We start from the raw sequence: 23840 nt of genomic DNA on the forward strand, positions 1-23840 counted from the left end.
CCGAAGCCCCGTACCCCCTCTGCTGACGATGCGTCAGGCGCCGATCGCGTGCAGCCCGCCGTCGACGTGGATGATCTCGCCGGTGGTCTTCGGGAACCAGTCCGACAGCAGCGCGACCACGCCGCGGCCGGTCGGCTCCGGGTCCGTCAGGTCCCACTTGAGCGGCGAGCGGTCCTCCCAGGTGGCGGCCAGGTCGGGGAAGCCCGGGATGGACTTGGCGGCCATCGAGCCGATCGGGCCGGCCGAGATCAGGTTGCAGCGGATGTTGCGCTCACCGAGGTAGCGCGCCAGGTACCGGTTGGTCGACTCCAGGGCGGCCTTGGCCGGGCCCATCCAGTCGTACTGCGGCCAGGCGTACTGCGCGTCGAAGGTCAGGCCGACCACCGAGCCGCCGTCCTGCATCAGCGGGAGCAGCGCCGTGGTGAGCGACTTCAGCGAGAAGGCCGAGACCTGCATCGCGGTCGCCACCGACTCCCACGGGGTGTTCAGGAAGTTACCGCCGAGCGCGTCCTGCGGGGCGAAGCCGATCGAGTGGACGATGCCGTCCAGGGTCGGCAGGTGCTCGCGGACCTGGTCGGCGATGCCGGCCAGCTGCTCCTCGCTGGAGACGTCCAGCTCCAGGGTCTGCACCGGCTTCGGCAGCTTCTTGGCGATCCGCGCGGTCAGGCTCGGCCGCGGGAAGGCGGTGAGGATGATCTCCGCGCCCTGCTCCTGGGCCAGCTTCGCGGTGTGGAAGGCGATGGAGGACTCCATCAGCACACCCGTGATCAGGATGCGCTTGCCCTCGAGAATTCCACTCATGTTCAGTGACCCATGCCCAATCCGCCGTCGACGGGAATGACGGCTCCGGTGATGTATGCGGCCTCGTCGGAGGAGAGGAAGCGCACCGCGGACGCGACCTCGGCGGGCGCGGCGTAACGGCCGAGCGGCACGCCCGAGACGATCTCCTTGCGGCGCTCCTCGCTGAGCACCGCGGTCATGTCGGTGTCCACGAAGCCGGGGGAGACCACGTTGACGGTGATGTTGCGGGAGCCGAGCTCCCGGGCCAGCGAGCGGGCGAAGCCGACCAGGCCGGACTTGGAGGCCGCGTAGTTGGCCTGGCCCGGGGAGCCGGTCAGGCCGACCACCGAGGAGATCAGCACGATGCGGCCCTTCCGGGCCCGCAGCATCTTGGCCGAGGCCCGCTTGACCACCCGGAAGGCACCGGTGAGGTTGGTGTCCAGGACGGAGGTGAAGTCCTCCTCAGTCATCCGGAGCAGCAGGGTGTCCTTGGTGATGCCCGCGTTGGCGACCAGGACCTCGACCGGGCCGTGGGCGGCCTCGATCTCGGTGTAGGCGGCGTCCACCTGCGCGGCGTCGTTGATGTCGCAGCGGACGGCGATGGCCTGGTGCTTGGCCAGCTCCTCGGGCAGCTCGCCGGAGCGGCTGGTGATGGCGACCTTGTCGCCCGCCTCGGCGAAGGCCAGGGCGATCGCGAGGCCGATGCCCCGGTTACCTCCGGTGACGAGAACCGAGCGGCTCACGGACCCACCTCTCTCCGTAGTAGACCTGCGACTGTGGACCTGGCACCTCGAGTGCCGGTCGAGCCGCGTCGGTACGCGGTGCGCGCGTACGCACTGTGACGCTATCGGTCGTTTCCGGCCAGCGACGAATCCGGCTCCCACAGGTACGTCCGGCCCGAACTGTCGCATCCCGACAATGCGTGCACCCACCGAAGTCCGGACGAACCGCCCACCCCGGACGGGAACACCCGCCGCGCCGAAGCCGTTGGCCACGTGGGCCAGGTACCGGCCTCCACGGACCGAGAGCGAAGAAGAGACGGATGAGCGAGCGACGACCCGGCAGCCGCAAGACCCTGCTGGCACTGGCCGCCCTGACCGCAGCGGCCGGCGCCGCCGCATGGGCGTTCCGTGAAGTACCCGCCTCTTTCGGCCGTCGGCCGGACGCGGCCGACCCCCGGGTGCGCAACTCCCCGCAGTTCCGGGACGGAGTCTTCCACAACGCCCCGTCCGAGCTGGCCAGGCCCACTCCGGAGACGCCGGTCAACCGCGACACCCTGCGCCGGATGCTGTTCGAACGGCACGGCAAGCCGAGCGGTCCGGTGCCGCTGGCCCAGTTCGACGGCGGTGCGCACCGCCCGGCCGCCGAGGGGGTGGAGATCACCTGGTTCGGCCACGCCTCCGCGCTGGTCGAGGTGGAGGGCAGCCGGGTGCTGCTCGACCCGATCTGGAGCGACCGCTGCTCACCGTCCGGGCACATCGGCCCGAAGCGGCTGCACCCGGTGCCGGTCGAGCTGGAGGAGCTGCCGCCGGTGGACGCGGTGCTGATCTCGCACGACCACTACGACCACCTGGACATGGCCACCGTCCAGCGGCTGACGGCGGCTCAGTCCGCCCCGTTCGCGGTGCCGCTGGGCATCGGCGGCCACCTGCGCCGCTGGGGCGTCCCGGAGCACCGGATCATCGAGCTGGACTGGGACGAGACCTGCACGCTCGGCGACCTGACCCTGACGCTGACCTCGGCGCACCACTTCTCCGGGCGGGGCACCACCCGCAACACCACGCTCTGGGGCTCCTGGGTGATCGCCGGGCCGAGCCGCAAGGTCTACTACACCGGCGACTCGGGCTACTTCGAGGGCTACCGGCGGATCGGCGAGCAGCACGGCCCGTTCGACGCCGCGCTGGTCCAGATCGGCGCGTACGACCAGGCCTGGGCCGACATCCACATGACTCCGGAGGACGCCGTCCGGGCCCATCTGGAGCTGCGGGCCGAGCTGCTGGTGCCGGTGCACTGGTGCACCTTCGACCTGGGCCTGCACCCGTGGGCCGAGCCGATCGAGCGGCTGCTCGCGGAGGCCAAGCAGCAGGCGGTGCCGATCGCGGTGCCCCGGCCGGGCCAGCGGGTGGACGTGGACAACCCGCCGGAGCTGGACGGCTGGTGGGAGTCGGTGGCCTGAACGCCCGCCACCGGTAACGGAACTGTGTAGACCCGCCCCCGGTGGAGCGGCCCGGGGGCGGGCCGGGCCAGGATGTCCGCCATGAACGAGTACGGGGGACCGTCGGGCGGCAGCGGGCCTGGCACCTTGGTGGCCGGCCGCTACCGCCTGCACGAGCGGCTGGGCCGGGGCGGCATGGGCACCGTCTGGCGGGCGACCGACGAGCGGATGCGCCGTCAGGTCGCGGTCAAGGAGCCCACCCTGCCGGAGGGTGTCGACGACCTGCACCGCGCCGAGCTCTGCCGGCGGATGGAGCGGGAGGCCCAGGCCGCCGCCGGGCTGCGGCATCCGGGCATCGTCCGGGTGCACGACATCGAGACGGTCGACGGCCTGCCGTGGCTGGTGATGGAGCTGATCGACGGCGAGAGCCTGGAGAGCCGGCTGGACTCCGGCACCATGAGCGTGGCCGAGGCCGCGTCGATGGGCCGTCAGATCGCCGCCGCGCTGGCCGTGGTGCACGCCGCCGGGGTGGTGCACCGGGACGTCAAACCGGCCAACATCATGCGCACCCCGGCCGGCGAGTACGTGCTCACCGACTTCGGCATCGCGCAGGTCGAGGACGCCGTCGCCCTCACCCGGACCGGCCTGGTGGTCGGCTCGGTCCCCTACCTCTCCCCCGAACGCGCCGCCGGCCTGCGACCCGGCCCGCCCGCCGACCTGTGGGCGCTCGGCCTGGTGCTGTTCGAGGCCGTGGAGGGCGTGCACCCGTACCGCCGGCAGTCCAGCCAGGGCACCCTGGTGGCGATCGTCCAGGACCCGCTGCCCGAGCCCCGCCGGGCCGGTGCGCTGACCAGCGCGCTGACCGCCCTGCTGGCCCGCGACCCCGACCGGCGGCCGACCGCCGCCGCTGCGGAGCGGCTGCTCACCCTCCCGGCGGCGGTGCCGACCCCGACCACGATCGTCGGGCCCGCCCCGACCGTGCGGCTCAGGGCCGTCGCGGTGAAGAACCGGAAGAAGCTGCTGCCGGTCGCCGCCGCCCTGGCCGTTCTGGCGGCGGCGGGCACCACCGCCTGGCTGCTGCTGGACGGGCCGCCCGCGCCGGTCAGCGTGCCGGGCGGCTACCGCGCGCACAGCTACGAACCGCTCGGCCTGGGCATCGCGGTCCCGGAGAGCTTCAGCGCGAGCTACGGGAGCAGGGAGGCGAACTGGGCCAGCCCCGACAGCCGGACCCAGATCCAGGTCAAGGACGAGGGCAAGGCGAGCAGGACCGCCGAGGAGTACGCGCGGGACCGGCTGGAGGTACTGAAGCAGGGTCAGGGCACGCTCTGCGGCGACAAGGTGAAGGTGCCGGACTACTTCCACGTCGAAGTGGTGCACCAGCCGCAGTCGGTGCTGCACGGCGACCTCGACGCCTCCGAGATCCAGTACCGCTACAACACCCGGGCCGAGGACGAGTACCCGTGCCTGAAGCACGACCCGCTCGACGAGGCGACCGAGCAGTACCTGGTCAGGGACGGCCGGGTGCTGCACCTGACGGTCCGGTTCGTGCTGAACAACAAGAAGGAGAACGGCCAGGGCCCGGCCGCCGCCAACCGGACCGTGCTGGAGAACGTCAACCACTCGATCGCCTTCGGCTGAGCGCCTGACGCGCCGTAAATCTGCTGGCCCAACTCCCTTCCGGCAGGACATGATGCGATGCGGGTGCCCCTGCCCGGGGCGCCCGCCGCCGTTCGTCCCCCGACCCAGGGAGCCCGATGCCCCCGACGCCCAGCACAGGCCGTACCCAAGGCCGTGCCGTCGATCCGCTGTTCCTCGCGTACCCGCTGCGCACCCTCGCCGACGCCGCCCTGGGCCGGGCGACACAGTTGGGCGCCGCCCATGCCGACTTCCGGATGGAGCGGGTCCGCAGCGCCGCCTGGCGGCTGCGGGACGCCCGCCCGGCCGGCTCCTCCGACAGCGTCCAGCTGGGCTTCGCGGTCCGGGTGCTGCTGGACGGCGCCTGGGGGTTCGCGGCCGGGGTCGACCTGACCCCGGAGGCGGCCGTCCGGGTCGCCGAGCAGGCCGTCGCGGTGGCCCGGCTGTCCGGCGGGATCAGCCGGGCGGCCGGCGGCACCGACCTGGTCGAGCTGGCCGCGGAGCCGGTGCACGCCGACGCCACCTGGGTCTCCGCGTACGAGATCAACCCGTTCGAGGTGCCGGACGCGGAGAAGACCGCGCTGCTGGCCGAGTGGAGCCACCGGCTGCTGGCCGCCGACGGCGTCTCGCACGTCTCGGCCTCGGTGCTGACGGTGCAGGAGAACAAGTTCTACGCGGACACCGCGGGCACCGTCACCACCCAGCAGCGGGTCCGGCTGCACCCGACGCTGGAAGCCACCTCGGTGGACGAGCGGACGGGCGCCTTCGACTCGATGCGCACGCTGGCCCCGCCGGTCGGGCGTGGCTGGGAGTACCTGCTCGGCACCGGCTGGGACTGGAACGCCGAACTCGCCGAGCTGCCCGGCCTGCTGGCCGAGAAGATGAAGGCCCCGAGCGTCGAGGCGGGCCGCTACGACCTGGTGATCGACCCGTCCAACCTGTGGCTGACCATCCACGAGTCGATCGGCCACGCCACCGAACTGGACCGCGCGCTCGGCTACGAGGCCGCCTACGCGGGCACCTCGTTCGCCACCTTCGACAAGCTCGGCTCGCTGAAGTACGGCTCCGAGCTGATGCACGTCACCGGCGACCGCACCGCCGAGCACGGCCTCTCCACCATCGGCTACGACGACGAGGGGGTGGCCACCCAGAGCTGGGACCTGGTCAGGGACGGCGTCCTGGTCGGCTACCAACTCGACCGGGCGATGGCCAGGTTGAAGGACCTCGGCCGCTCCAACGGCTGCGCCTACGCGGACTCCCCCGGGCACGTCCCGGTGCAGCGGATGGCCAATGTCTCGCTCCAGCCGGCCGCCGACGGGCCGAGCACCGAGGGCCTGTTCGCCCAGGTGGAGAACGGCCTGTACATCGTCGGCGACCGCTCCTGGTCGATCGACATGCAGCGCTACAACTTCCAGTTCACCGGTCAGCGCGCCTACGCCATCAAGAACGGTCAACTGGCCGGTCAGGTCAAGGACTTCGCCTACCAGGCCACCACCACCGACTTCTGGGGCTCGATGAGCGCCGTCGGCGGTCCCGAGACCTATGTGCTCGGCGGTGCCTTCAACTGCGGCAAGGCCCAGCCGGGCCAGGTCGCGGCGGTCAGCCACGGCTGCCCGTCCGCGCTGTTCCGCGAGGTCAACGTGCTCAACACGCAGCAGGAGGCGGGTCACTGATGCCCTACATCCACCCGCACGAGCTGGTCGAGCGCGCGCTCGAACTCTCCCAGGCCGACGGCTGCGTGGTCATCGCCGACGAGGAGTCCACCGCCAACCTGCGCTGGGCCGGCAACGCGCTGACCACCAACGGCGTCACCCGGGGCCGCCGCCTCACCGTGATCGCCACCGTGGACGGCGCCGAGGGCACCGCCTCCGGGGTGGTCGCCCGCGAGGCCGTCACCCTGGACGAGGTGGAGAGCCTGGTCCGGGCCGCCGAGGCCGCCGCCCGCGACGCGGGCCCGGCCGAGGACGCCCAGCCGCTGGTCGAGACCCGGCCCTCCTCCCCAGACTTCACCGCGCCGCCCGCCGAGACCTCGGTCGAGGTCTTCACGAAGTTCGCCCCGGCGCTCGGCGAGGCCTTCGCCCGGGCCCGGCAGGACGGCCAGCTGCTGTACGGCTTCGCCCGGCACGAGCTGACCAGCAGCTACCTGGGCACCTCCACCGGCCTGCGGCTGCGGCACGACCAGCCGACCGGCACGGTCGAGCTGAACGCCAAGACCGAGGACCTGTCCGGCTCCGCCTGGGCCGGCGCCGCCACCCGGGACTTCACCGACGTGGACGTGCGCGAGCTGCACGCCGAGGTCACCAAGCGGCTCGGTTGGGGCCGGAAGAAGATCGACCTCCCGGCCGGCCGGTACGAGACGCTGCTGCCGCCCACCGCGGTCGCCGACCTGATGGTCTATCTGAGCTGGTCCTCCGGCGGCCGGGACGCCACCGAGGGGCGCACGGTCTTCTCCAAGCCGAACGGCAGCACCCGGGTCGGCGAGCGGCTCAGCCCGCTGCCGCTCACCCTGCGCTCCGACCCGGCCCACCCGGGCCTGGAGGCCGCGCCGTTCGTGCTGACCCACGCCTCCGGCGAGGACAGCTCGGCCTTCGACAACGGCCTGCCGCTGACCGCCACCGACTGGATCAAGGACGGTGAGCTGACCAACCTGCTGACCACCCGTCACTCCAGCGGCCTGACCGGCCTGCCGCTCACCCCGCCGATCGACAACCTGGTGCTGGCCGTCGACGACCAGGAGGGCGCGCCCACCCTGGACGAGATGATCGCCCGCACCGAGCGCGGCCTGCTGCTCACCTGCCTCTGGTACATCCGCGAGGTGGACCCGGCGACCCTGCTGCTCACCGGCCTGACCCGGGACGGCGTCTACCTGGTCGAGAACGGCGAGGTGGTCGGCCAGGTGAACAACTTCCGCTTCAACGAGTCCCCGGTGGACCTGCTGAACCGGATCACCGAGGTCGGGAAGACCGAAGCATGCCTGCCCCGCGAGTGGGGCGACTGGTTCACCCGCACCGCGATGCCGCCGGTCCGGGTGGCCGACTTCAACATGAGCTCGGTCAGCCAGGCGTCATGACCATGGACGCGAAGCGGACCGTACGGGTCTCCAAGACGCTCTCCCGGGTGCTCCGGCACGACCCGGCCTCGGTCGGCATCACGCTGGACCAGGCCGGCTGGGTCGCGGTCGACACCCTGCTCGCCGCGCTGGCGAAGCGCGGCACCCGGGTCAGCCGGGCCGAGCTGGACCACGTGGTGGAGACCAACAACAAGCGCCGCTTCGCGTACTCGGAGGACGGCTCGCAGATCCGGGCCAGCCAGGGCCACTCGGTGGCGGTCGACCTCGGTCTGGCTGCCACCGAGCCGCCCCCGGTGCTCTACCACGGCACCACCGGGCGGTACCTGGACGCCATCCACCGCGAGGGCCTGCGGCCGATGAACCGTCAGGACGTCCATCTGTCCGCGGACACCGAGACGGCCGTGCGGGTGGGTTCCCGACACGGCCGTCCGGTGCTGCTGGCGGTCGACGCGGCCGCGATGGCGGCGGCGGGTCACGAGTTCCGGGTCAGCGCCAACGGTGTCTGGCTGACCGACCGGGTGCCGGCGGAGTTCTTGGCGACAGCGACCTAGACGCGCTTGCGTGATCCCCAGACCGGGCTGATCACCACGATCAGCAGCACGGCGGCGCCGAGCTGGAAGGCGTGCCGCCACCAGTCGAACCCCCGGGTGTCGGCGACGCCGAACAGGTGGGCGACCACATTGCCCAGCAGTGCCCCGACCATGCCGAGCACCATGGTCAGCCAGATCGGGATGTCCTGCTTACCGGGAATCACCAGCCGGGCGATGCCGCCCAGAATCAGCCCCTCGATCAGCGCCGAGATGATCGACCACATGTCAGCTCCCGAGAGCGCGGCCCGCCGACCGTCGACGGTGCTGCCCTTCTGGATCACAGTTTTTGCCCCACCCGGCCCGTCCGCACCTCGGGCGGGCCGTTTCGTGCCCCCACCCTCCTCCGGTCGTGTGAACCAGGCGTACGGTGATGAAGCCGTACCGGGTGCTGACGAGGGTGGTAGACGCATGGGCAAGCGGGGCGAGGTCTTCCGGATCACCGGGGCGCGGAGCAGTCTCTCCGAGGATGTCCGGGGGCGCCAGCGGCGCTACGTGATCTCGATGCTGGTGCGCACCCTCTGCGTGCTGCTCGCGGTGGTGCTCTGGGACGTGGAGCGCCACCTCGCGTTCGTCGCGCTCGCGGGCGGGGTGCTGCTCCCCTACTTCGCGGTGCTGGTCGCCAACGCCGGGCGGGAGCGGGCGCCGAGCCTGCCGAGCACCTTCGCCGTGCCCGCCGACACCCCCCTGATGCTCGGCCCGGGCGGCACCGGCGGTGGCGGCGACCGGAGCGAGGCCTGATCCCGCTGCCCGATTTGCCGCTCTATCAAGCGATTTGACCGACAGAAAGCTCAGAACAACCTCAGATTAATCTTGGCAGGGCTAGGCACAGCGGCGGTTCGGCGTGACATACTGCGTACGCGCTCCGCATCCCCCGTCGGAGCGACAGACCGACGCCGGGCGGCTCCCCCCGTGGCTGCCCGGCGTCGTCATGCCCCGCTCCGGGTGGGGGATTTCGGGCGGGTGCGAGACTGGCGGTGAACACTCCCGCCCACGGCTCCAGGACGGCACAGCATGGACACTCCCCCGCTCAGTCTCTTCGGCGGCCCGACCGGCCCCGAGGGCCCGCCGGTCTGCTCGGGCAAGGGGTGCCGCAAGCCCGCCGAGTGGGTGCTGGTGTGGAACAACCCGAAGCTGCACACCCCGGACCGCCGGAAGACCTGGCTGGCCTGCGAGGACCACCGCGAGCACCTGTCCCAGTTCCTGAGCGTGCGGGGCTTCCTCAAGGAGACCGTCGCCTTCGACCAGTTCGAGGGCTGACCGACCGTCAGAGCCGTCAGCCGCCGATCGCCGACATCGGCCGCTCGGGCTGCAGGAACTCCGGGTTGTCGATCCCCGCGCCCGCCTTCTTGCCCCACATCGCGGCCCGCCAGAGCGCACCGATCTCGGCGTCGCTGCCGCCCTCGCGCAGGGCGGTCCGCAGGTCGGTCTCGCCGGTCGCGAACAGGCAGTTGCGGACCTGGCCGTCGGCGGTCAGCCTGGTCCGGTCGCAGGCCCGGCAGAACGGCCTGGTGACCGAGGCGATCACACCCACGCTCGCCGGGCCGCCGTCCACCAGCCAGCGCTCGGCGGGCGCCGCACCCCGGACCGCGGACGGCTCGGGGGTGAGCGTGAAGCGGCTGTGCAGCCGGTCCAGGATCTCCTCGGCGGTGACCATCTGCGAGCGGTCCCAGCCGTGTTGGGCGTCCAGCGGCATCTGCTCGATGAACCGCAGCTGGTAGCCGTGCGCCAGGCACCACTCCAACAGGTCGGCCGCCTCGTGGTCGTTGACCCCGCGCATCAGCACCGCGTTCAGCTTCACCGGGGTCAGCCCGGCGGCCTCGGCGGCGGCCAGGCCGTCCAGTACGTCCTGGTGGCGGCGGCGACGGGTCAGGGTGAAGAAGACCTCGGGGTCCAGGGTGTCCATCGAGACGTTCACCCGGTCCAGCCCGGCCGCCTTCAGCGCGGCGGCGGTCCTGGCCAGGCCGATGCCGTTGCTGGTCAGCGAGAGCTCGGGGCGCGGCGTCAGCTCGGCGCAGGCGGCCACGATCGACACCAGGCCGGGCCGCAGCAGCGGCTCACCGCCGGTGAACCGGACCTCGGTGACGCCCAGGTCGGTGACCGCGATCGAGACCAGCCGGACGATCTCCTCGTCGGTGAGCAGGTCGCTCTTCCCGAGCCACTGGAGGCCCTCCTCGGGCATGCAGTACGTACAGCGCAGGTTGCACTTGTCGGTCAGGGAGACCCGGAGATCGACGGCCTGTCGGCCGAAGGTGTCGAGTAGCACGGTGTCGGCCCCCTTCCCATGGAACGCAGCTGGCCCGGCCACCGAACGCGGTGGGCCGGGCCAGCTTAACTCCGTAGCCCCTCGGGGTCGGAGTGCCATCCGTCCGGTGGGACGTCAGTGCGCGCCGAGGCCGGTCAGCGAGCGGACCTCGAGCTCGGCCGCCTTGACCGGATCGGCCTTCTCCTTGGCCAGCATCGTGCCGATCCAGCCGGCCAGGAAGCCGACCGGGATGGAGACCAGGCCGGGGTTCTCCAGCGGGAACCAGTGGAAGTCGCTGTGCGGGAACAGCGACTTCTCGGTGCCGGAGACCACGGTGGAGAAGAACACCAGGGTGACCGAGCTGATCAGGCCGGCGTAGACCGAGCTGACCGCACCGGCGGTGTTGAAGCGCCTCCAGAACAGCGAGTACAGCAGCGTCGGCAGGTTGGCCGAGGCGGCCACCGCGAAGGCCAGCGCAACCAGCGCGGCGGTGTTGAGCTTGTCGGCGAACAGGCTGAGCACGATGGCGACCGCGCCGATCCCGATCGCGGCCAGCTTGGCCGAGCGGACCTCCTCCTTCTCGCTGGCTTTGCCGCGCCGGATCACGTTGGCGTACAGGTCATGGGCGAACGAGGCCGAGGAGGCCAGCGTCAGCCCGGCGACCACGGCCAGGATGGTGGCGAACGCGACGGCCGAGATGACCGCCAGCAGGATCGCGCCGCCGGTGGTGCCCGCACCGCCGCCGAGGTGCTCGGCCAGCAGCGGGGCGGCGGTGTTGCCCGCCGCGTTGGAGGCCTTGATCACCTTCGGGCCGACCAGCGCGGCGGCACCGAAGCCGAGCGCCAGGGTCATCAGGTAGAAGCCGCCGATGATGCCGATCGCCCACAGCACCGACTTCCGGGCCGCCTTGGCGGTGGGCACGGTGTAGAAGCGGACCAGGATGTGCGGCAGGCCCGCGGTGCCGAGCACCAGGGCCAGGCCCAGGCTGAGGAAGTCCAGCTTGCTGGTCCCGGTGGCGCCGTACTTGAGTCCCGGCTCCAGGAAGGCCGAGCCCTTGGCGGAGGCGTCGGCGGCGGCGCCGAGCAGGGCGGAGACGTTGAAGTCGTACTTGGCCAGCACCAGGACGGTCATCAGTGCGGTGCCCGCGATCAGCAGCACCGCCTTGACGATCTGCACCCAGGTGGTGCCCTTCATGCCGCCGATCGCCACGTAGATCACCATCAGCGCGCCGACCGCGACGATCGTCCAGCGCTTCGCGCTGTCGCCGCTCACCCCGAGCAGCAGCGCGACCAGCGAACCCGCGCCGACCATCTGGGCCAGCAGGTAGAAGATCGACACCACGATGGTCGAGATGCCGGCGGCGGTACGCACCGGGCGCTGGCGCATCCGGAAGGCCAGCACGTCGGCCATCGTGTAGCGGCCGGAGTTGCGCAGCGGCTCGGCCACCAGCAGCAGCGCGACCAGCCAGGCGACCAGGAAGCCGATCGAGTACAGGAAGCCGTCGTAGCCGAACAGCGCGATCGCCCCGGCGATGCCGAGGAACGAGGCCGCCGACATGTAGTCGCCGGAGATTGCCAGGCCGTTCTGGAAGCCGGTGAAGCCGCGCCCGCCGGCGTAGAAGTCGGCCGCGTCCTTGGTCTGCCGCCCGGCCCAGATGGTGATGCCCAGGGTGGCGAGCACGAAGACGCCGAACAGCGTCATGGTGAGGCCGCGGTGTTCGGTCGCGGCGGTGGCCAGCGTGCTCATTCGCCCGACTCCCGGGGGTTGATGACGGTGGCCCGCTCGCGGATCAGCGTGGCGGGCGGGTCCAGGTGGCGGTCGGCGAAGCGCGCGTACCAGGCGGCGATCGCGAAGGTGCTGACGAACTGCAGCAGTCCGAGCAGCAGTGCCATGTTGATGTGCCCGAACAGCTTGATCCCCATGAAGGCGGGCGCGTAGCTGGAGAGCAGCACGTACAGCAGGTACCAGAGCAGGAAGCCTGCGGTCACCGGGAAGACGAACCCCCGGAAGGTCGTCCGCAGGGCGATGAACTCGGCGCTCTCCTCGATCAGTTGGACATGGGTCGGGGCGCTCTCGGCGGTGGGTGGGCTATCCATGCGGCGTCTCCTGTGTGTTCGGGCGGCACTGAGGGAAACGATGGGACGTGAGGGGCGTCACACTCGTGGGATCCGCTGCATGCTAGGGCCTACGAACGACCCGCAACAGGCCCCGTACCGAACTTTTGATCAGAAAACGTCAAATGGCGGCACCGCCATGCGGTGCCGCCATCCTGAGGAATCGTCAGAAGGTGATCCGGACCTTCAAGGCAGAGCGGTCGTCCATCGCCCGGTAGCCGTCCGGCACCCCGTCCAGGTCGACCGTGCGGTCGAAGACCAGACCCGGGTTGATCGTCCCGGCCAGCACGTCGGCGAGCAGCTCGGGGATGTACGCGCGGGCGGGGGCGACGCCGCCGCCGACCGAGACGTTGCGGTTGAACATCTGGCCGATGTCCACGCCGGCGCTGCCGCCGTGCGGGACGCCGACGTAGCCGACCCCGCCGCCGTCCCGGGTGATCGAGATCGCGGTGCGCATCGACTCCTCGGTGCCGACCGCCTCCAGCACGGCGTGCGCGCCCTGACCGCCGGTCAGCTCGCGGACCGCCTCGATCGCCGCCTCGCCGCGCTCGGCCACCACGTCGGTGGCGCCGAACGCCCGGGCGATGTCCGTCCTGGCCTGGTGCCGGCCGAGCGCGATGATCCGCCCGGCGCCGAGCCGGTGCGCGGCCAGCACGCCGCACAGGCCGACCGCGCCGTCGCCGACCACGGCCACGGTGGCCCCGGGGCGCACCCCGGCCGAGACGGCCGCGTGGTGGCCGGTGCTCATCACGTCGGAGAGCGCCAGCAGCGAGGCCATCAGCTTGTCGTCGCCGACCGCCTCCTGAGGCAGCTTCACCAGCGTGCCGTCGGCGAACGGCACCCGGACCGCCTCGCCCTGGCCGCCGTCCGAGCCGACCTCGCCCCAGAAGCCGCCGTGCGGGCAGGAGGTCTGCAGGCCCTCGCGGCAGAAGTCGCAGACGCCGTCCGACCAGACGAACGGCGCCACCACCAGGTCACCGGCCTTCACCCCGGCGACCTCGCGGCCGACCTCCTCGACCACGCCGAGGAACTCGTGCCCGATCCGCTGCCCGGGCTGACGGGCCGCCACTCCCCGGTACGCCCACAGGTCGCTGCCGCAGATACAGGCGTTCAGCACCCGGACCACCGCGTCGGTCGGCCGCTCGATCCTCGGGTCGGGGACCTCCTCGATCCGGATGTCGTTCGGGCCGTGGATCACGGTGGCGCGCATGAGGGATCTTCCTTCTGCCTGGTGCATAGTGCGGGGTCGCCCTGGTAGGACCACCACGGCTCCCACGATATTCCGGGGTGTCGCGTACGCCACTTTCAGCGCTCCCCGGCGGTCCGGAATCCCCCGAATGACCTTGGGTGTGGGTGCGCGCCCTTAAGCTGGTCCACCATGTACGCGATCCAGTCCCCGAGCGGCGAACCCACCTGGGCCGCGCCGTTCCCGGCGCAGCGCAGCACCGAGCACGGTCAGGGCTTCGCCGTGGTCGACGTCGAGACCACCGGGCTCGGCCGCACCGACCGGGTCATCTCGGCCGGTGTCTACCAACTGGACGCGTTCGGCGAGGTCACCGACCACTGGTACACCCTGGTCAACCCCGAGCGGGACCCGGGCCCGACCTGGATCCACGGCCTGACCAGCCGGGAGCTGGCCGGGGCACCGACCTTCCCGGAGATCGCCGCCGAGCTGGGCGAGCGGCTGGCCGGGCGGGTGATGGTGGCCCACAACGCGCTCTTCGACTGGAACATGATCTCCCGCGAGTACTCGCGCGCCGGGCTGCGCGCCCCCGTCGAGCAGCGGCTCTGCACCATGGTGCTGTCCCGCGACCTCGGCCTGCCGCTGCCCAACGGCAAGCTGGCCAGCCTGGCCGAGTACTTCGGTGTCCAGCAGCGCCAGGCGCACAACGCGCTGGACGACGCCCGGGTGCTGGCCGAGGCGTTCCGCCCCAGCCTGCAGCTGGCCCGCCAGGCCGGGGTGCCGCTGCCGCTGACCAACTGTGTGGCCGTCACCGATCTGGGCGAGGACGCCTCCTCGCCGCCCCGGTCCGGGTTCTCCTCCTCCTACCGCCCGAGCCGCAAGCGCCCCGCCTGCCCGTACCCGAACCCGGGCCGCTGGGTGGACGGCAGCCCGCTGATGCAGGGCATGCGGGTGGCCATCACCGGCGACACCGCCACCGACCGCGAGCTGCTGGAGGACCGCGCCATCGAGGCCGGCCTGCACATCGCCTCCTCGGTCAGCCGCCTGACCAGCCTGCTGGTCACCAACGAGGCAGGCAGTTGGAGCGGCAAGGCCCGCAAGGCCCGCGAGCTCGGCACCCCGGTGGTCGGCGAGGACGCCTTCCTGCACCTGCTCCGCGAGGTGGTCCCCCACCCCGGTGTCTGAGCGCGGTGTAGGTACGCGTAGCGTGCCGATGTGTACCGATTTCTGCTCTCCTGGCGCTGGGCGGCTTTTGCCCTGCTCGCCGCGCTGCTCGTCCCGGCCATGGTCGAGCTGGGCTTCTGGCAGTTCCACCGGCACCAGGACCGGGTCGCCCGCAACGAGCTGATCGCGCAGAGCCTGACCGCCGCACCGGTTCCCTTCGACTCGGTCTCCAAGCCCGGCTACGCGGTGCCCAAGGACCTCACCTGGCGCACCATGAGCGCCACCGGGCAGTACGACGGCGAGCACGAGTTCGTGGTCCGCAAGCGGACCGAGCCCGGCGGCAGCAGCATCGGCTACTTCGTGATCACCCCGCTCAGGCTGGCCGACGGCAACGGCTCGGTGCTGGTCAACCGCGGCTGGGTGGACTCCGGCGAGGACGCCACCAGCTACCCCGCGATCCCCGCCCCGCCCACCGGCCAGGTCACCGTCACCGGCCGGCTGCGCGCGGACGAGACCCGGGAGAGCAGCGGCATCAATGTCCGCGGCAAGCTGCCGGACCGTCAGTTCCACCTGATCAGCAGCACCCAGCAGGCCGAACTGACCGGCGCCCCCGTACTCGGCGGCTACCTGGAACTCGCCACCTCCACCCCCGCCCAGGGCGACTCCCCGATCCTGCTCGAGGAGCCCGACCACTCCTCGATCGGCCCGCACATGGCGTACGCCGTCCAGTGGTGGCTGTTCGCCTGTCTGGTCCCGGTCGGCCTGGTGGTGCTGGCCCGCCGCGAGGCCCACTCCCCGTCGCCCGTACCCTCGGCCGCCGAACCCGTCGCCGTCTGACGCTGCGTCGATCAAGCCGGGTCGATCGGGCAGGATGGCCGTTATGGATCTCGGACTTCAGGACAAGGTGTACGTGGTGACCGGCGCGACCCGGGGCCTCGGCCTCGCCTCCGCGCGCGAACTGGTCGGCGACGGCGCCAAGGTGGTGCTCAGCGGCCGCACCCAGCAGGCCGTGGACGCGGCGGTCGCCGCCCTGGACGCCCCCGGCCGGGTGCACGGCGTGGTCGCCGACAACGCTGATCCCAGCTCGGCCCAGCGGCTCGTCTCCGCCGCCCAGCAGACCTTCGGCCGCCTCGACGGCGTACTGGTCAGCGTCGGCGGCCCGGCGGCCGGCACCGTGCTCGACTCCACCGAGGCGGACTGGCAGCACGCCTTCGAGACCGTCGTGCTCGGCGCCCTGCGGATCGCCCGCACCGCAGCCGCAGCGCTCGGTGAGGGCGGCGTGATCGCCTTCGTGCTCTCCACCTCGGTCCGGCAGCCCGTCCCCGGCCTCGGCATCTCCAACGGCCTGCGCCCGGGTCTCGCGATGGCAGCCAAGTCACTCGCCGACGAGCTCGGCCCCCGGGGCATCCGGGTCCTCGGCCTGCTGCCCGGCCGGATCGACACCGACCGCCTCCGCGAGCTCGACGCGCTCGGCGGCGACGCGGGCGCAGCCCGCGCCCGCGCGGGGGCCAGCATCCCGCTCGGCCGCTACGGCACGCCGGAGGAGTTCGGCAAGGTCGCGGCGTTCGTGCTCTCGCCGGCCGCGTCCTACCTCACAGGCGTGATGATCCCGATCGACGGCGGCGCCCTGCGGTCCCTCTAGACGTAAGGCGTCTACGGTCAGGGGCTCGGGGAACTGCGAGGAGATCTGGCGTGCGGGTCACTGCAAAAGTGCCTGACCATTCACGCATGGATCACCTTTCCGAGGTCGGCGTCGCAGTTCCCCGAGCCCCTGGCGGGTCCCACCGTCTCGTGTGCCTCAGATGACCCGGCGGGGGGCCGGTTGGCGAGCCGGGGGTCGGGGCCGGGCGATCTGGAGGCGGAGGTCGGTGGGGATGTCCTGGCCGAGGGCGGTGCGGGCGTTGGCGAGCGGGCCGGTGAGGAAGCGGTCGACCGCCGAGGCCGGGTCGCCGTCGGGGGTGAGGCGGACCGCCGCCCGCAGCAGCAGGCGTTTCGGACGCCCCGTCAGCCGGGCCTGCACCCGGGCCACCTCGGGCTGCGCCACCGTCTCGGTCTCGACCGCGTCGGCCAGTGCGCGCGAGCGCAGCCGGAGCGTCACCCCCGCCGCCGCCACCGGCAGCGGCACCGAGCTCGGCCCGCTCCGCCGTGCCTGGGCGAACAGCCACCACAGGCTCAGCGCGACCGTCAGCCCCAGCACTGCGAAGACCACCGGCCACCACCAGGTCTCCCCCGACCAGCGGGTACGCGAGGCATCGCTCAGCACCGGCTGGTCCGGTGAGGTGAGCGGCCACCAGTCGGGCATCCGTACGCCGAGCCGGCCGTAGAGGTCGAATCCCCCGGCCAGCACCAGCGCTCCGCCGACCAGCAGCAGAGTCCCGGCCAGGCCCAGCAGGACCCGGTTCACCGTGCCCCGGCTCATCGCTGCCCCTTTCCGGTCCGGACGTCCAGCCGGTGTTCTCCGGCCAGTGGTACCCGGGCCAGCTCCGTCCGCAGCTCCCGCTGCACCTCGGCCGGGTCGGCGGGCCCGGCCAGCATCACCTTGGTCCGGGCCCGCCGTACCTTGACCTTCACCTGGCTCACCCCGTCCAGCTGTCCGGCCCGCCGGGTGAGCAGTGCGGCCACCCCGGCCCGGTCGATCACCGCGCCGGGCTGCCGCAGGGGCAGCCAGCGCCGCATCCCGGGTGCCACCGCGAGCCCGAGCAGCAGCACCCCGATCAGCACGGCCACTCCGGCGGAGATCAGCACCACCGGGTCGTCCAGGTGCAGGGTGGCCAGCCGGTCGGCGGCCTCGGCCCGCCAGGGGCGGGCCCGGTGACCGGTGCGGACGGCCACCGCGTCGTACAGCAGGCCGCCACCGACCACCAGGGCGGCCACCACCACCAACGCCGTCCAGCCCGTCCGGTTCGCCCGCAACCGGCGGGGCTTGAGCGGGGTCTGATCCACTGTCATACCGTCGGCACCAGCCGCTCGACCACCACCACGACCTCACCGACCGTGCGTCCGGTCAGCGCGGCCAGTTCGGCCGCCACCGCCGCCCGGACCGCCGTGGCCAGTGCGGCCAGGTCGGCCGGGAAGGGCAGTTCGACGCCGAGGGTCAGCCGGACCGGGTAGCCCGGGCCGGTCACCGCGATCCGCCGGACCGCGCCGGGCCGGCCGAGGGCCTGTCCGGCCGCCCGTTCGGCCAGCCGGACCAGCACCCGGTCGGCGATCCGCAGCCGCCCGCGCTCGGCGGCCGGCAGCACGGCGGAGACCGTGGCCGCCGACATCAGCGGCGCCGGTCGCGACCGCGCAGCAGATCACCGAGGTCGCGGAGATCGAGGTCACCCTCGATCACGCGACCGGCCACGAAGCCGACCCCGCCGAGGACGGCGACCAGAAGGAAAGCGGCGAACCCGCCGAAGTACCCGGCAAAGCCCAGGGCCATCCCCACCACCAGCCCGATCAGGCCGAGATTCATCCGCCTCTGCTCCTGTCTGTTGCGCTACTGGACCCTGGGCCGCTGACCGCTGCCGGCCATCGACTCCTCTTCCTCGTCGGTGTCCGGCTCGTCCGGCAGGTGGACGTCGTTGACCGCGATGTTCACCTCGACCACCTCCAGGCCGGTCATCCGCTCCACCGCCGCGATGATGTTGGCCCGCACCTCGGCCGCCAGCTTCGGGATCACCACGCCGTACTCGACGATCAGCGCGATGTCGATCGCCGTCTGCTTCTCGCCCACCTCGGCCTTGATGCCGCGCCCGATGCTGGACTTGCCGCCGGGCACCCGGTCCCGCATGGCGCCGAAGGTACGGGAGAGGCCGGAGCCCAGTGCGTGGATGCCGGAGACCTCCCGGGCGGCCATGCCCGCGATCTTCTCGATCACGCCGACCGCCAGCGCGGTACGGCCGCGCTCCTCGGGGGACTGCGGGGCGGCTGCCTTGTGGACGTCGGTCTTCGGCATTGCGGCGGGCGTCGGAGTGTCGGGCATGGCGGGCTCCCTCTGTGTGCGGTCCAGCTATATCGCAAATCAGCCCAACTCTGACATTCCGCCACGACCCCCGCCCGCCGGAGACCTCCGGACAGCGCAAAGGGCCCACCCCGCCGGGGTGAGCCCTCCGCAAACAGGTGACCGGCCGTCAGTCCCCGAGGCCCGCCAGGTCGCGCAGGCGGCGGGCCTGGGCGGCCCGCTCGGCGGCCCGCTGCTGCTCGAAGGAGCGGTCGCCCGCACCCTGGAGCAGTGCCTTGGTCTCGATCACCGCACTGCGCGGTGCGGCCAGCAGGGCGGCGGTCAAGTCCCGGACGGTGCCGTCCAGCTCGGCGGCGGGGACGGCCAGGTTGGCCAGGCCGGTGGCCGCCGCCTCCTCCGCGCCGACCCAGCGGCCGGTCGCACAGATCTCCAACGCCCTTGCGTAGCCGACCAGTTCGGTCAACGGCTTGGTCCCGGCCAGGTCCGGCACCAAGCCGAGCGAGGTCTCCTTCATGGCGAACTGGACGTCCTCGGCGACCACCCGCAGGTCACAGCCGAGCGCGAGCTGGAAGCCCGCGCCGACCGCGTGCCCCTGGACGGCGGCGATGCTGATCACGTCCGGTCGGCGCCACCAGGTGAACGCCTCCTGGTAGGACGCGATGGTCTCGTCCAGGTCCTTGTCGTCCGCGGCGGCGAGCTCCAGGAAGCTCCGCTCCCCCGGAATGCCCTCGGGGGAGAACATCGCCCGGTCGAGACCGGCCGAGAACGAGACACCCTCCGCCCGCAGCACCACGACCCGGACGGTGCCCGGCAGGCTGCGGCCGATCCCGGCCAGCGCCCGCCACATCGCCGGGGACTGGGCATTGCGCCGCTCCGGCCGACAGAGCGTCACCACGGCGGTCTCGCCGTCGAGTTCGAGCCGGACTCCGGCCTGCTCCCAGAGCTGCGGGTCGGTGTCCAGGATGGGGGTGCTCATGGCGGTACCTCCGGCGACGGTGCGGTTGGCTACCGGAGAGTAACAAAAAACCGGCGCCGCCGGACAGGCCCACTCAGGCCTACTCCCACGACACCGGGAACGACGATCGGCGGTCCGGGTCTCCGGCCGCCGATTCGTCTCGAGCTGCTTGCTGTTCACTGAACTGCCGGCGCCTTGCTCAAGCACCACTGCACTCAATCGGCACTGCAACTCAGCCGGCGCTGCCCGGCCGGGTCGGATTTCCTGACAATGCGTCAGGACCCGGCTGCTGCAGCCACCTTGCCCTTGCCACGCGTGGCACCACCGCGGCCTCGGAGGATCACTCCGGACTCGCTCAACATGCGGTGCACGAAGCCGTACGAGCGACCGGTCTCCTCCGCAAGCGCGCGAATGCTCGCCCCGGAGTCGTATTTCTTCTTCAGATCGGCCGCGAGCTTCTCACGCGCGGCACCAGTTACCCGGCTGCCCTTTTTCAGAGTCTCGGCCACCCGTGCCTCCTCGTAGCTTTGCTCGGTCAGATTCCCATGATCACCCATAGCCAGGCTCCTGGCCACCCATTCGACAAGGTCGATACCGGGAAAGCGCAGTCTGCCGGTCGTGATCGCTGCGCACAAGGGCGCTCACAGAGGGTGCTCACGCCCCCCGCGAGGGCGGCCGACCGAGCGCGGTGGGGGGCGAAATTGCTGATCAGCACGGGCGAGCCGGTGGATCAACACGGCTCCGCGACCAGGGGAACTCTTCAAACGGAATCCGGGACTCTCCCATTCCCGGATTCCGTCAGTGACCGGCTTTTCTACGCCAGAGAACCTACTCGGCGTCTACCCGGCCGTCAGGCCAGCGCGACCAGGTCCAGGTAGCCGGGGCTCCACAGGTCCTCGACACCGTCCGGCAGCAGGATGATCCGCTCCGGCTGGAGGGCCTCGACCGCACCCTCGTCGTGGGTCACCAGGACCACCGCGCCGGAGAAGGTGCGCAGCGCGCCGAGGATCTCCTCGCGGCTGGCCGGGTCGAGGTTGTTGGTGGGCTCGTCGAGCAGCAGCACATTGGCGCTGGAGACCACCAGCGAGGCCAGCGCGAGGCGGGTCTTCTCACCACCGGAGAGCACCCCGGCCGGCTTGTCGACGTCGTCGCCGGAGAACAGGAAGGATCCGAGGATCTTCCGGATCTGCACCAGGTCGGTGTCCGGCGCGGCGGAGCGCATGTTCTCCAGCACCGTCCGCTCCGGGTCGAGCGTCTCGTGCTCCTGCGCGTAGTAGCCGATCTTCAGACCGTGGCCGGGAATCACCTCGCCGGTGTCCGGCTGCTCGACGCCCGCGAGCATCCGCAGCAGGGTGGTCTTGCCGGCACCGTTGAAGCCCAGGATGACCACCCGGGAGCCCCGGTCGATCGCCAGGCCGACGTCGGTGAAGATCTCCAACGAGCCGTAGGACTTGGAGAGTCCACTCGCCGTCAGCGGCGTCTTCCCGCAGGGGGCCGGGTCCGGGAAGCGCAGCTTGGCGACCTTGTCTGAGGCGCGGACCTGCTCGAGACCGGAGAGCAGCTTCTCGGCCCGGCGGGCCATGTTCTGCGCGGCGACGGTCTTGGTCGCCTTCGCCCGCATCTTGTCGGCCTGCGAGTTGAGCGTCGCGGCCTTCTTCTCGGCGTTGGCGCGCTCGCGCTTACGGCGCTTCTCGTCGTCCTCGCGCTGCTGCTGGTACTGCTTCCAGCCCATGTTGTAGACGTCGATCTGGGACCGGTTGGCGTCCAGGTAGAACACCTTGTTGACCACGGTCTCGACCAGTTCGACATCGTGCGAGATCACGATGAAGCCGCCCTTGTACGTCTTCAGGAAGTCCCGCAGCCAGACGATCGAGTCGGCGTCCAGGTGGTTGGTGGGCTCGTCGAGCAGCAGGATGTCCGAGTCCGAGAACAGGATCCGGGCCAGCTCGACCCGGCGGCGCTGACCACCGGAGAGGGTGTGCAGCTGCTGGCCGAGGATCCGGTCCGGCAGGCCCAGCGCGGCGGCGATGGTGGCGGCCTCGGCCTCGGCGGCGTACCCGCCCTTGGTCAGGAACTCGGTCTCCAGGTTGGCGTACTTCTTCATCGCCTTCTCCCGGGTGGCGCCCTGGCCGTTGGCCATCCGGTCCTCGTTCTCGCGCATCTTCTTCAGCACGGTGTCGAGGCCACGGGCGGACAGGATCCGGTCACTGGCCAGCACGTCGAGATCGCCGGTCCGCGGGTCCTGCGGGAGGTAGCCGACCTGGCCGGTCCTGGTCACACTGCCACCGGCCGGCAGGCCCTCGCCGGCCAGCACCTTGGTGAGCGTGGTCTTGCCGGCGCCGTTACGGCCGACCAGACCGATCCGGTCGCCCGGGGCGATCCGGAAGTTGGCGGACTCGATCAGGACGCGGGCGCCGGCGCGCAGCTCCAGGGCGTTGGCGGAAATCATGGCTGTAGGAACACTCCTGAGACAGGCGGGGCGGCGGGATGGGGGCGGGGCTGGGGTGAGGCGCCTCGGGCGCCGCGCGCCCGCTAATGCCCGGAGAGAACAGCCATGCGGTCCAGTCTACCGGCACGCGTCCAGACACTTTCTTCGGCCGCGTTCAGTCCTACGGTCCAGGGGCTCGGGGAACTGCGAGGAGGTCTGGCGCCGGGGTCACATACGAAAGTGCCTGACCACACACGCAGGTGCAACGCTCCGGAGGTCGGCGTCGCAGTTCCCCGAGCCCCTGGTGGTGCAGCGCTACTTCGCCGGGCAGCCCGGGGTGGGGTGGAGGGCGGCGAAGGGGACGGTGCAGGTGGACTCGGGGACCGCGAGCTTGGTGTCGTAGGTGCGGGCGCCCAGGACGGGGCCGTCCTCGATGCTGACGCGCTGGTCGTCGAGGCGGCGCAGCTGGACGTTGGGCCCGGCTTCGAGCTGGAAGCCGCGGACCGAGAGGCGGAAGCCGGTGATCCCGCCTGGCAGCGGGCTGCCCGCGCCGTTGGTGCCGGTGCAGGAGCGTGGCACCAGGACCGCGTACCCGGTGTGCACCGCCCGCAGCGGGTCGTACGAACACCCGGCCAGCGGGCGGGAGTTGAACCGGAGGTCGCCGTCGCTGTCACGGAAGCCCATGGTCAGGGCCGGGGTGACCACCGCCACCCAGGCTTCGTCGCCGCCGACCGTCTGGAGCGCTGCGGCGGCGCGCTGGACCAGGCCGGCCTGCTTCTCCGCCTCGGTCCGCTCGAGGCCCTCCTTGACGTCCTCGCCGTGCAGCCAGTCGGCCAGGCCGGGGACGGCCCGGTGCCAGCGGACCTCGTGGTCGCTGGGGCGGACCGAGGTGACCATGCCGTCGTCCCAGATCACCACGGCACTCTCGCCGGCCATCGCCTGGTGCAGTGCGGTGGCACCCTCCCGGCGGTAGGACCAGAGGTGTTCGCCGGTCTGCCGGTCGAAGGCTTCCAGGCCGGGGCCGACCCGGAGCTCCAGGCTGCCGGCCGAGCGGGTCTGGGCACCGACCGGGCTGGCTTCCATGCTGTCCACGTCACCCGGCTTGACCAGGCGGTCGCCGAACGGCACCGGGCGGTTCGCGTGTGCGGCGGCACCCACCCCGAGGACCGCCAGCACGGCGAGCGCGGGCAGCACGGATCGGCGGGTGAGGGCACGCAGCGGCTTCCTGGACACGGGCGGAGCGTATCCAACCTGCGCGCCCTCCGTCAGCCAGGCACGGCGGTACGCCCCCGGGGCCGACGGGGCGTCCGGGGCTCACCGGCACGTCAGAAGCCCAGGTCGGCCAACGGGCAACCGGTCCGGAGCGCGGCCGGGGTGCGACTGCGGTCACTGGACGGACTGTTACAGAGGTGGTACGCAATGCAGCTCGACGACCAGGCGGATCTCGACACCTCACGGGTGACATGGCGCGCTGCAACACCTTCGGGTGAGCGGGCAGCCCCGGCAGGGGCCCTGCTGGGCCAACCCTCCTGCGCGACCTACCACTATCGAGTGACATGAGGCTTTTCTGACGGTCTG

Annotated in this window: 26 protein-coding genes; 10 read left to right on the forward strand and 16 right to left on the reverse strand. The window is 71.7% G+C overall.

The window, feature by feature from the left end:
* Positions 1-33 precede the first annotated feature (33 nt).
* Together fabI and fabG are read right to left on the reverse strand one after the other, a co-directional pair.
* Positions 34-801: an enoyl-ACP reductase FabI gene (gene fabI / locus ACXJMZ_RS19140; RefSeq protein WP_057240095.1), complete on the reverse strand. Its 768-nt coding sequence runs from the start codon at positions 799-801 to the stop codon at positions 34-36.
* 2 nt (positions 802-803) lie between these two features.
* Positions 804-1523 carry a 3-oxoacyl-[acyl-carrier-protein] reductase gene (gene fabG, locus ACXJMZ_RS19145; RefSeq protein WP_457031264.1) on the reverse strand — a complete coding sequence of 240 codons (720 nt, stop codon included), beginning with the start codon at positions 1521-1523 and terminating at the stop codon, positions 804-806.
* 299 nt (positions 1524-1822) lie between these two features.
* On the opposite strand from fabG, the gene ACXJMZ_RS19150 reads away from it, so the two are divergent.
* The 5 genes from ACXJMZ_RS19150 (at position 1823) to ACXJMZ_RS19170 (ending at position 8191) form a co-directional block, all read left to right on the forward strand.
* Entirely contained in the window at positions 1823-2956 is a 1134-nt protein-coding gene (locus ACXJMZ_RS19150) for an MBL fold metallo-hydrolase (RefSeq protein ID WP_457031265.1), read from the forward strand.
* An 81-nt stretch (positions 2957-3037) separates the two neighbouring features.
* Positions 3038-4573: a serine/threonine-protein kinase gene (locus ACXJMZ_RS19155; protein ID WP_457031266.1), complete on the forward strand. Its 1536-nt coding sequence runs from the start codon at positions 3038-3040 to the stop codon at positions 4571-4573.
* A 116-nt stretch (positions 4574-4689) separates the two neighbouring features.
* Positions 4690-6243 (forward strand): TldD/PmbA family protein, encoded by a 1554-nt coding sequence (locus tag ACXJMZ_RS19160; protein ID WP_457031267.1) that lies wholly within the window; start codon positions 4690-4692, stop codon positions 6241-6243.
* Entirely contained in the window at positions 6243-7640 is a 1398-nt protein-coding gene (locus ACXJMZ_RS19165; RefSeq protein ID WP_457031268.1) for a metallopeptidase TldD-related protein, read from the forward strand. Before ACXJMZ_RS19160 ends, ACXJMZ_RS19165 begins: the two co-directional genes overlap by 1 nt.
* A gap of 2 nt (positions 7641-7642) precedes the next feature.
* Complete coding sequence (locus ACXJMZ_RS19170) at positions 7643-8191, forward strand: RNA 2'-phosphotransferase (RefSeq protein ID WP_457031440.1); 549 nt, start codon at positions 7643-7645, stop codon at positions 8189-8191.
* On the opposite strand, the gene ACXJMZ_RS19175 is transcribed toward ACXJMZ_RS19170, so the two are convergent.
* A complete protein-coding gene (locus ACXJMZ_RS19175; protein ID WP_457031269.1) occupies positions 8188-8511 on the reverse strand; it encodes a GlsB/YeaQ/YmgE family stress response membrane protein in 324 nt (107 codons plus the stop codon). The two genes, ACXJMZ_RS19170 and ACXJMZ_RS19175, sit on opposite strands and share 4 nt — an antisense overlap.
* A gap of 127 nt (positions 8512-8638) precedes the next feature.
* On the opposite strand from ACXJMZ_RS19175, the gene ACXJMZ_RS19180 reads away from it, so the two are divergent.
* Together ACXJMZ_RS19180 and ACXJMZ_RS19185 are read left to right on the forward strand one after the other, a co-directional pair.
* The gene (locus ACXJMZ_RS19180; protein ID WP_457031270.1) at positions 8639-8968 is read left to right on the forward strand and encodes a DUF3099 domain-containing protein; all 330 of its coding nucleotides are present in this window, start codon (positions 8639-8641) and stop codon (positions 8966-8968) included.
* Positions 8969-9241: 273 nt separating this feature from the next.
* Complete coding sequence (locus tag ACXJMZ_RS19185) at positions 9242-9487, forward strand: hypothetical protein (protein WP_457031271.1); 246 nt, start codon at positions 9242-9244, stop codon at positions 9485-9487.
* 16 nt (positions 9488-9503) lie between these two features.
* Here the strand turns inward: ACXJMZ_RS19185 and moaA are convergent, their stop codons facing one another.
* The 4 genes from moaA to ACXJMZ_RS19205 form a co-directional block, all read right to left on the reverse strand.
* Positions 9504-10493, reverse strand: a complete 990-nt coding sequence (moaA, locus tag ACXJMZ_RS19190) for a GTP 3',8-cyclase MoaA (protein ID WP_457031272.1) — start codon at positions 10491-10493, stop codon at positions 9504-9506.
* Positions 10494-10607: 114 nt separating this feature from the next.
* Positions 10608-12218 (reverse strand): solute symporter family protein, encoded by a 1611-nt coding sequence (locus tag ACXJMZ_RS19195; protein ID WP_457031273.1) that lies wholly within the window; start codon positions 12216-12218, stop codon positions 10608-10610.
* Positions 12215-12568 (reverse strand): DUF485 domain-containing protein, encoded by a 354-nt coding sequence (locus ACXJMZ_RS19200; protein WP_457031274.1) that lies wholly within the window; start codon positions 12566-12568, stop codon positions 12215-12217. Before ACXJMZ_RS19200 ends, ACXJMZ_RS19195 begins: the two co-directional genes overlap by 4 nt.
* 184 nt (positions 12569-12752) lie before the next feature.
* Entirely contained in the window at positions 12753-13796 is a 1044-nt protein-coding gene (locus ACXJMZ_RS19205; RefSeq protein WP_457031275.1) for a zinc-dependent alcohol dehydrogenase family protein, read from the reverse strand.
* Positions 13797-13964: 168 nt separating this feature from the next.
* Here ACXJMZ_RS19205 and ACXJMZ_RS19210 point away from each other — a divergent pair, with 168 nt between their 5' ends.
* Genes ACXJMZ_RS19210 through ACXJMZ_RS19220 form a run of 3 tightly spaced genes read left to right on the forward strand, consistent with a single transcriptional unit; the run spans position 13965 to position 16575 of the window.
* A complete protein-coding gene (locus tag ACXJMZ_RS19210; protein WP_457031276.1) occupies positions 13965-14954 on the forward strand; it encodes a DEDDh family exonuclease in 990 nt (329 codons plus the stop codon).
* A gap of 30 nt (positions 14955-14984) precedes the next feature.
* Positions 14985-15770: an SURF1 family cytochrome oxidase biogenesis protein gene (locus tag ACXJMZ_RS19215; protein WP_457031277.1), complete on the forward strand. Its 786-nt coding sequence runs from the start codon at positions 14985-14987 to the stop codon at positions 15768-15770.
* Positions 15771-15813: 43 nt separating this feature from the next.
* Positions 15814-16575, forward strand: a complete 762-nt coding sequence (locus ACXJMZ_RS19220; protein ID WP_457031278.1) for an SDR family oxidoreductase — start codon at positions 15814-15816, stop codon at positions 16573-16575.
* Between the two features lie 156 nt (positions 16576-16731).
* Here the strand turns inward: ACXJMZ_RS19220 and ACXJMZ_RS19225 are convergent, their stop codons facing one another.
* From ACXJMZ_RS19225 to ACXJMZ_RS19265, 9 genes are all read right to left on the reverse strand, one after another.
* Positions 16732-17352 carry an alkaline shock response membrane anchor protein AmaP gene (locus ACXJMZ_RS19225; protein WP_457031279.1) on the reverse strand — a complete coding sequence of 207 codons (621 nt, stop codon included), beginning with the start codon at positions 17350-17352 and terminating at the stop codon, positions 16732-16734.
* Positions 17349-17882, reverse strand: a complete 534-nt coding sequence (locus tag ACXJMZ_RS19230; RefSeq protein WP_457031280.1) for a DUF6286 domain-containing protein — start codon at positions 17880-17882, stop codon at positions 17349-17351. Before ACXJMZ_RS19230 ends, ACXJMZ_RS19225 begins: the two co-directional genes overlap by 4 nt.
* Positions 17879-18199: a hypothetical protein gene (locus ACXJMZ_RS19235; RefSeq protein WP_457031281.1), complete on the reverse strand. Its 321-nt coding sequence runs from the start codon at positions 18197-18199 to the stop codon at positions 17879-17881. The genes ACXJMZ_RS19230 and ACXJMZ_RS19235 overlap by 4 nt, the downstream gene beginning before the upstream one ends.
* Positions 18199-18390 carry a hypothetical protein gene (locus ACXJMZ_RS19240; protein ID WP_457031282.1) on the reverse strand — a complete coding sequence of 64 codons (192 nt, stop codon included), beginning with the start codon at positions 18388-18390 and terminating at the stop codon, positions 18199-18201. The genes ACXJMZ_RS19235 and ACXJMZ_RS19240 overlap by 1 nt, the downstream gene beginning before the upstream one ends.
* Before the next feature lie 24 nt (positions 18391-18414).
* The gene (locus ACXJMZ_RS19245) at positions 18415-18873 is read right to left on the reverse strand and encodes an Asp23/Gls24 family envelope stress response protein (RefSeq protein ID WP_457031441.1); all 459 of its coding nucleotides are present in this window, start codon (positions 18871-18873) and stop codon (positions 18415-18417) included.
* Positions 18874-19048: 175 nt separating this feature from the next.
* Entirely contained in the window at positions 19049-19855 is an 807-nt protein-coding gene (locus ACXJMZ_RS19250) for an enoyl-CoA hydratase/isomerase family protein (protein ID WP_457031283.1), read from the reverse strand.
* 254 nt (positions 19856-20109) lie between these two features.
* Positions 20110-20343, reverse strand: a complete 234-nt coding sequence (locus tag ACXJMZ_RS19255; RefSeq protein WP_057240394.1) for a helix-turn-helix domain-containing protein — start codon at positions 20341-20343, stop codon at positions 20110-20112.
* A gap of 341 nt (positions 20344-20684) precedes the next feature.
* The gene (locus ACXJMZ_RS19260) at positions 20685-22283 is read right to left on the reverse strand and encodes an ABC-F family ATP-binding cassette domain-containing protein (protein ID WP_457031284.1); all 1599 of its coding nucleotides are present in this window, start codon (positions 22281-22283) and stop codon (positions 20685-20687) included.
* 294 nt (positions 22284-22577) lie between these two features.
* Complete coding sequence (locus ACXJMZ_RS19265; protein ID WP_457031285.1) at positions 22578-23495, reverse strand: hypothetical protein; 918 nt, start codon at positions 23493-23495, stop codon at positions 22578-22580.
* Positions 23496-23840: the final 345 nt, after the last annotated feature.

It is taken from the genome of Kitasatospora sp. P5_F3 (assembly GCF_054049135.1).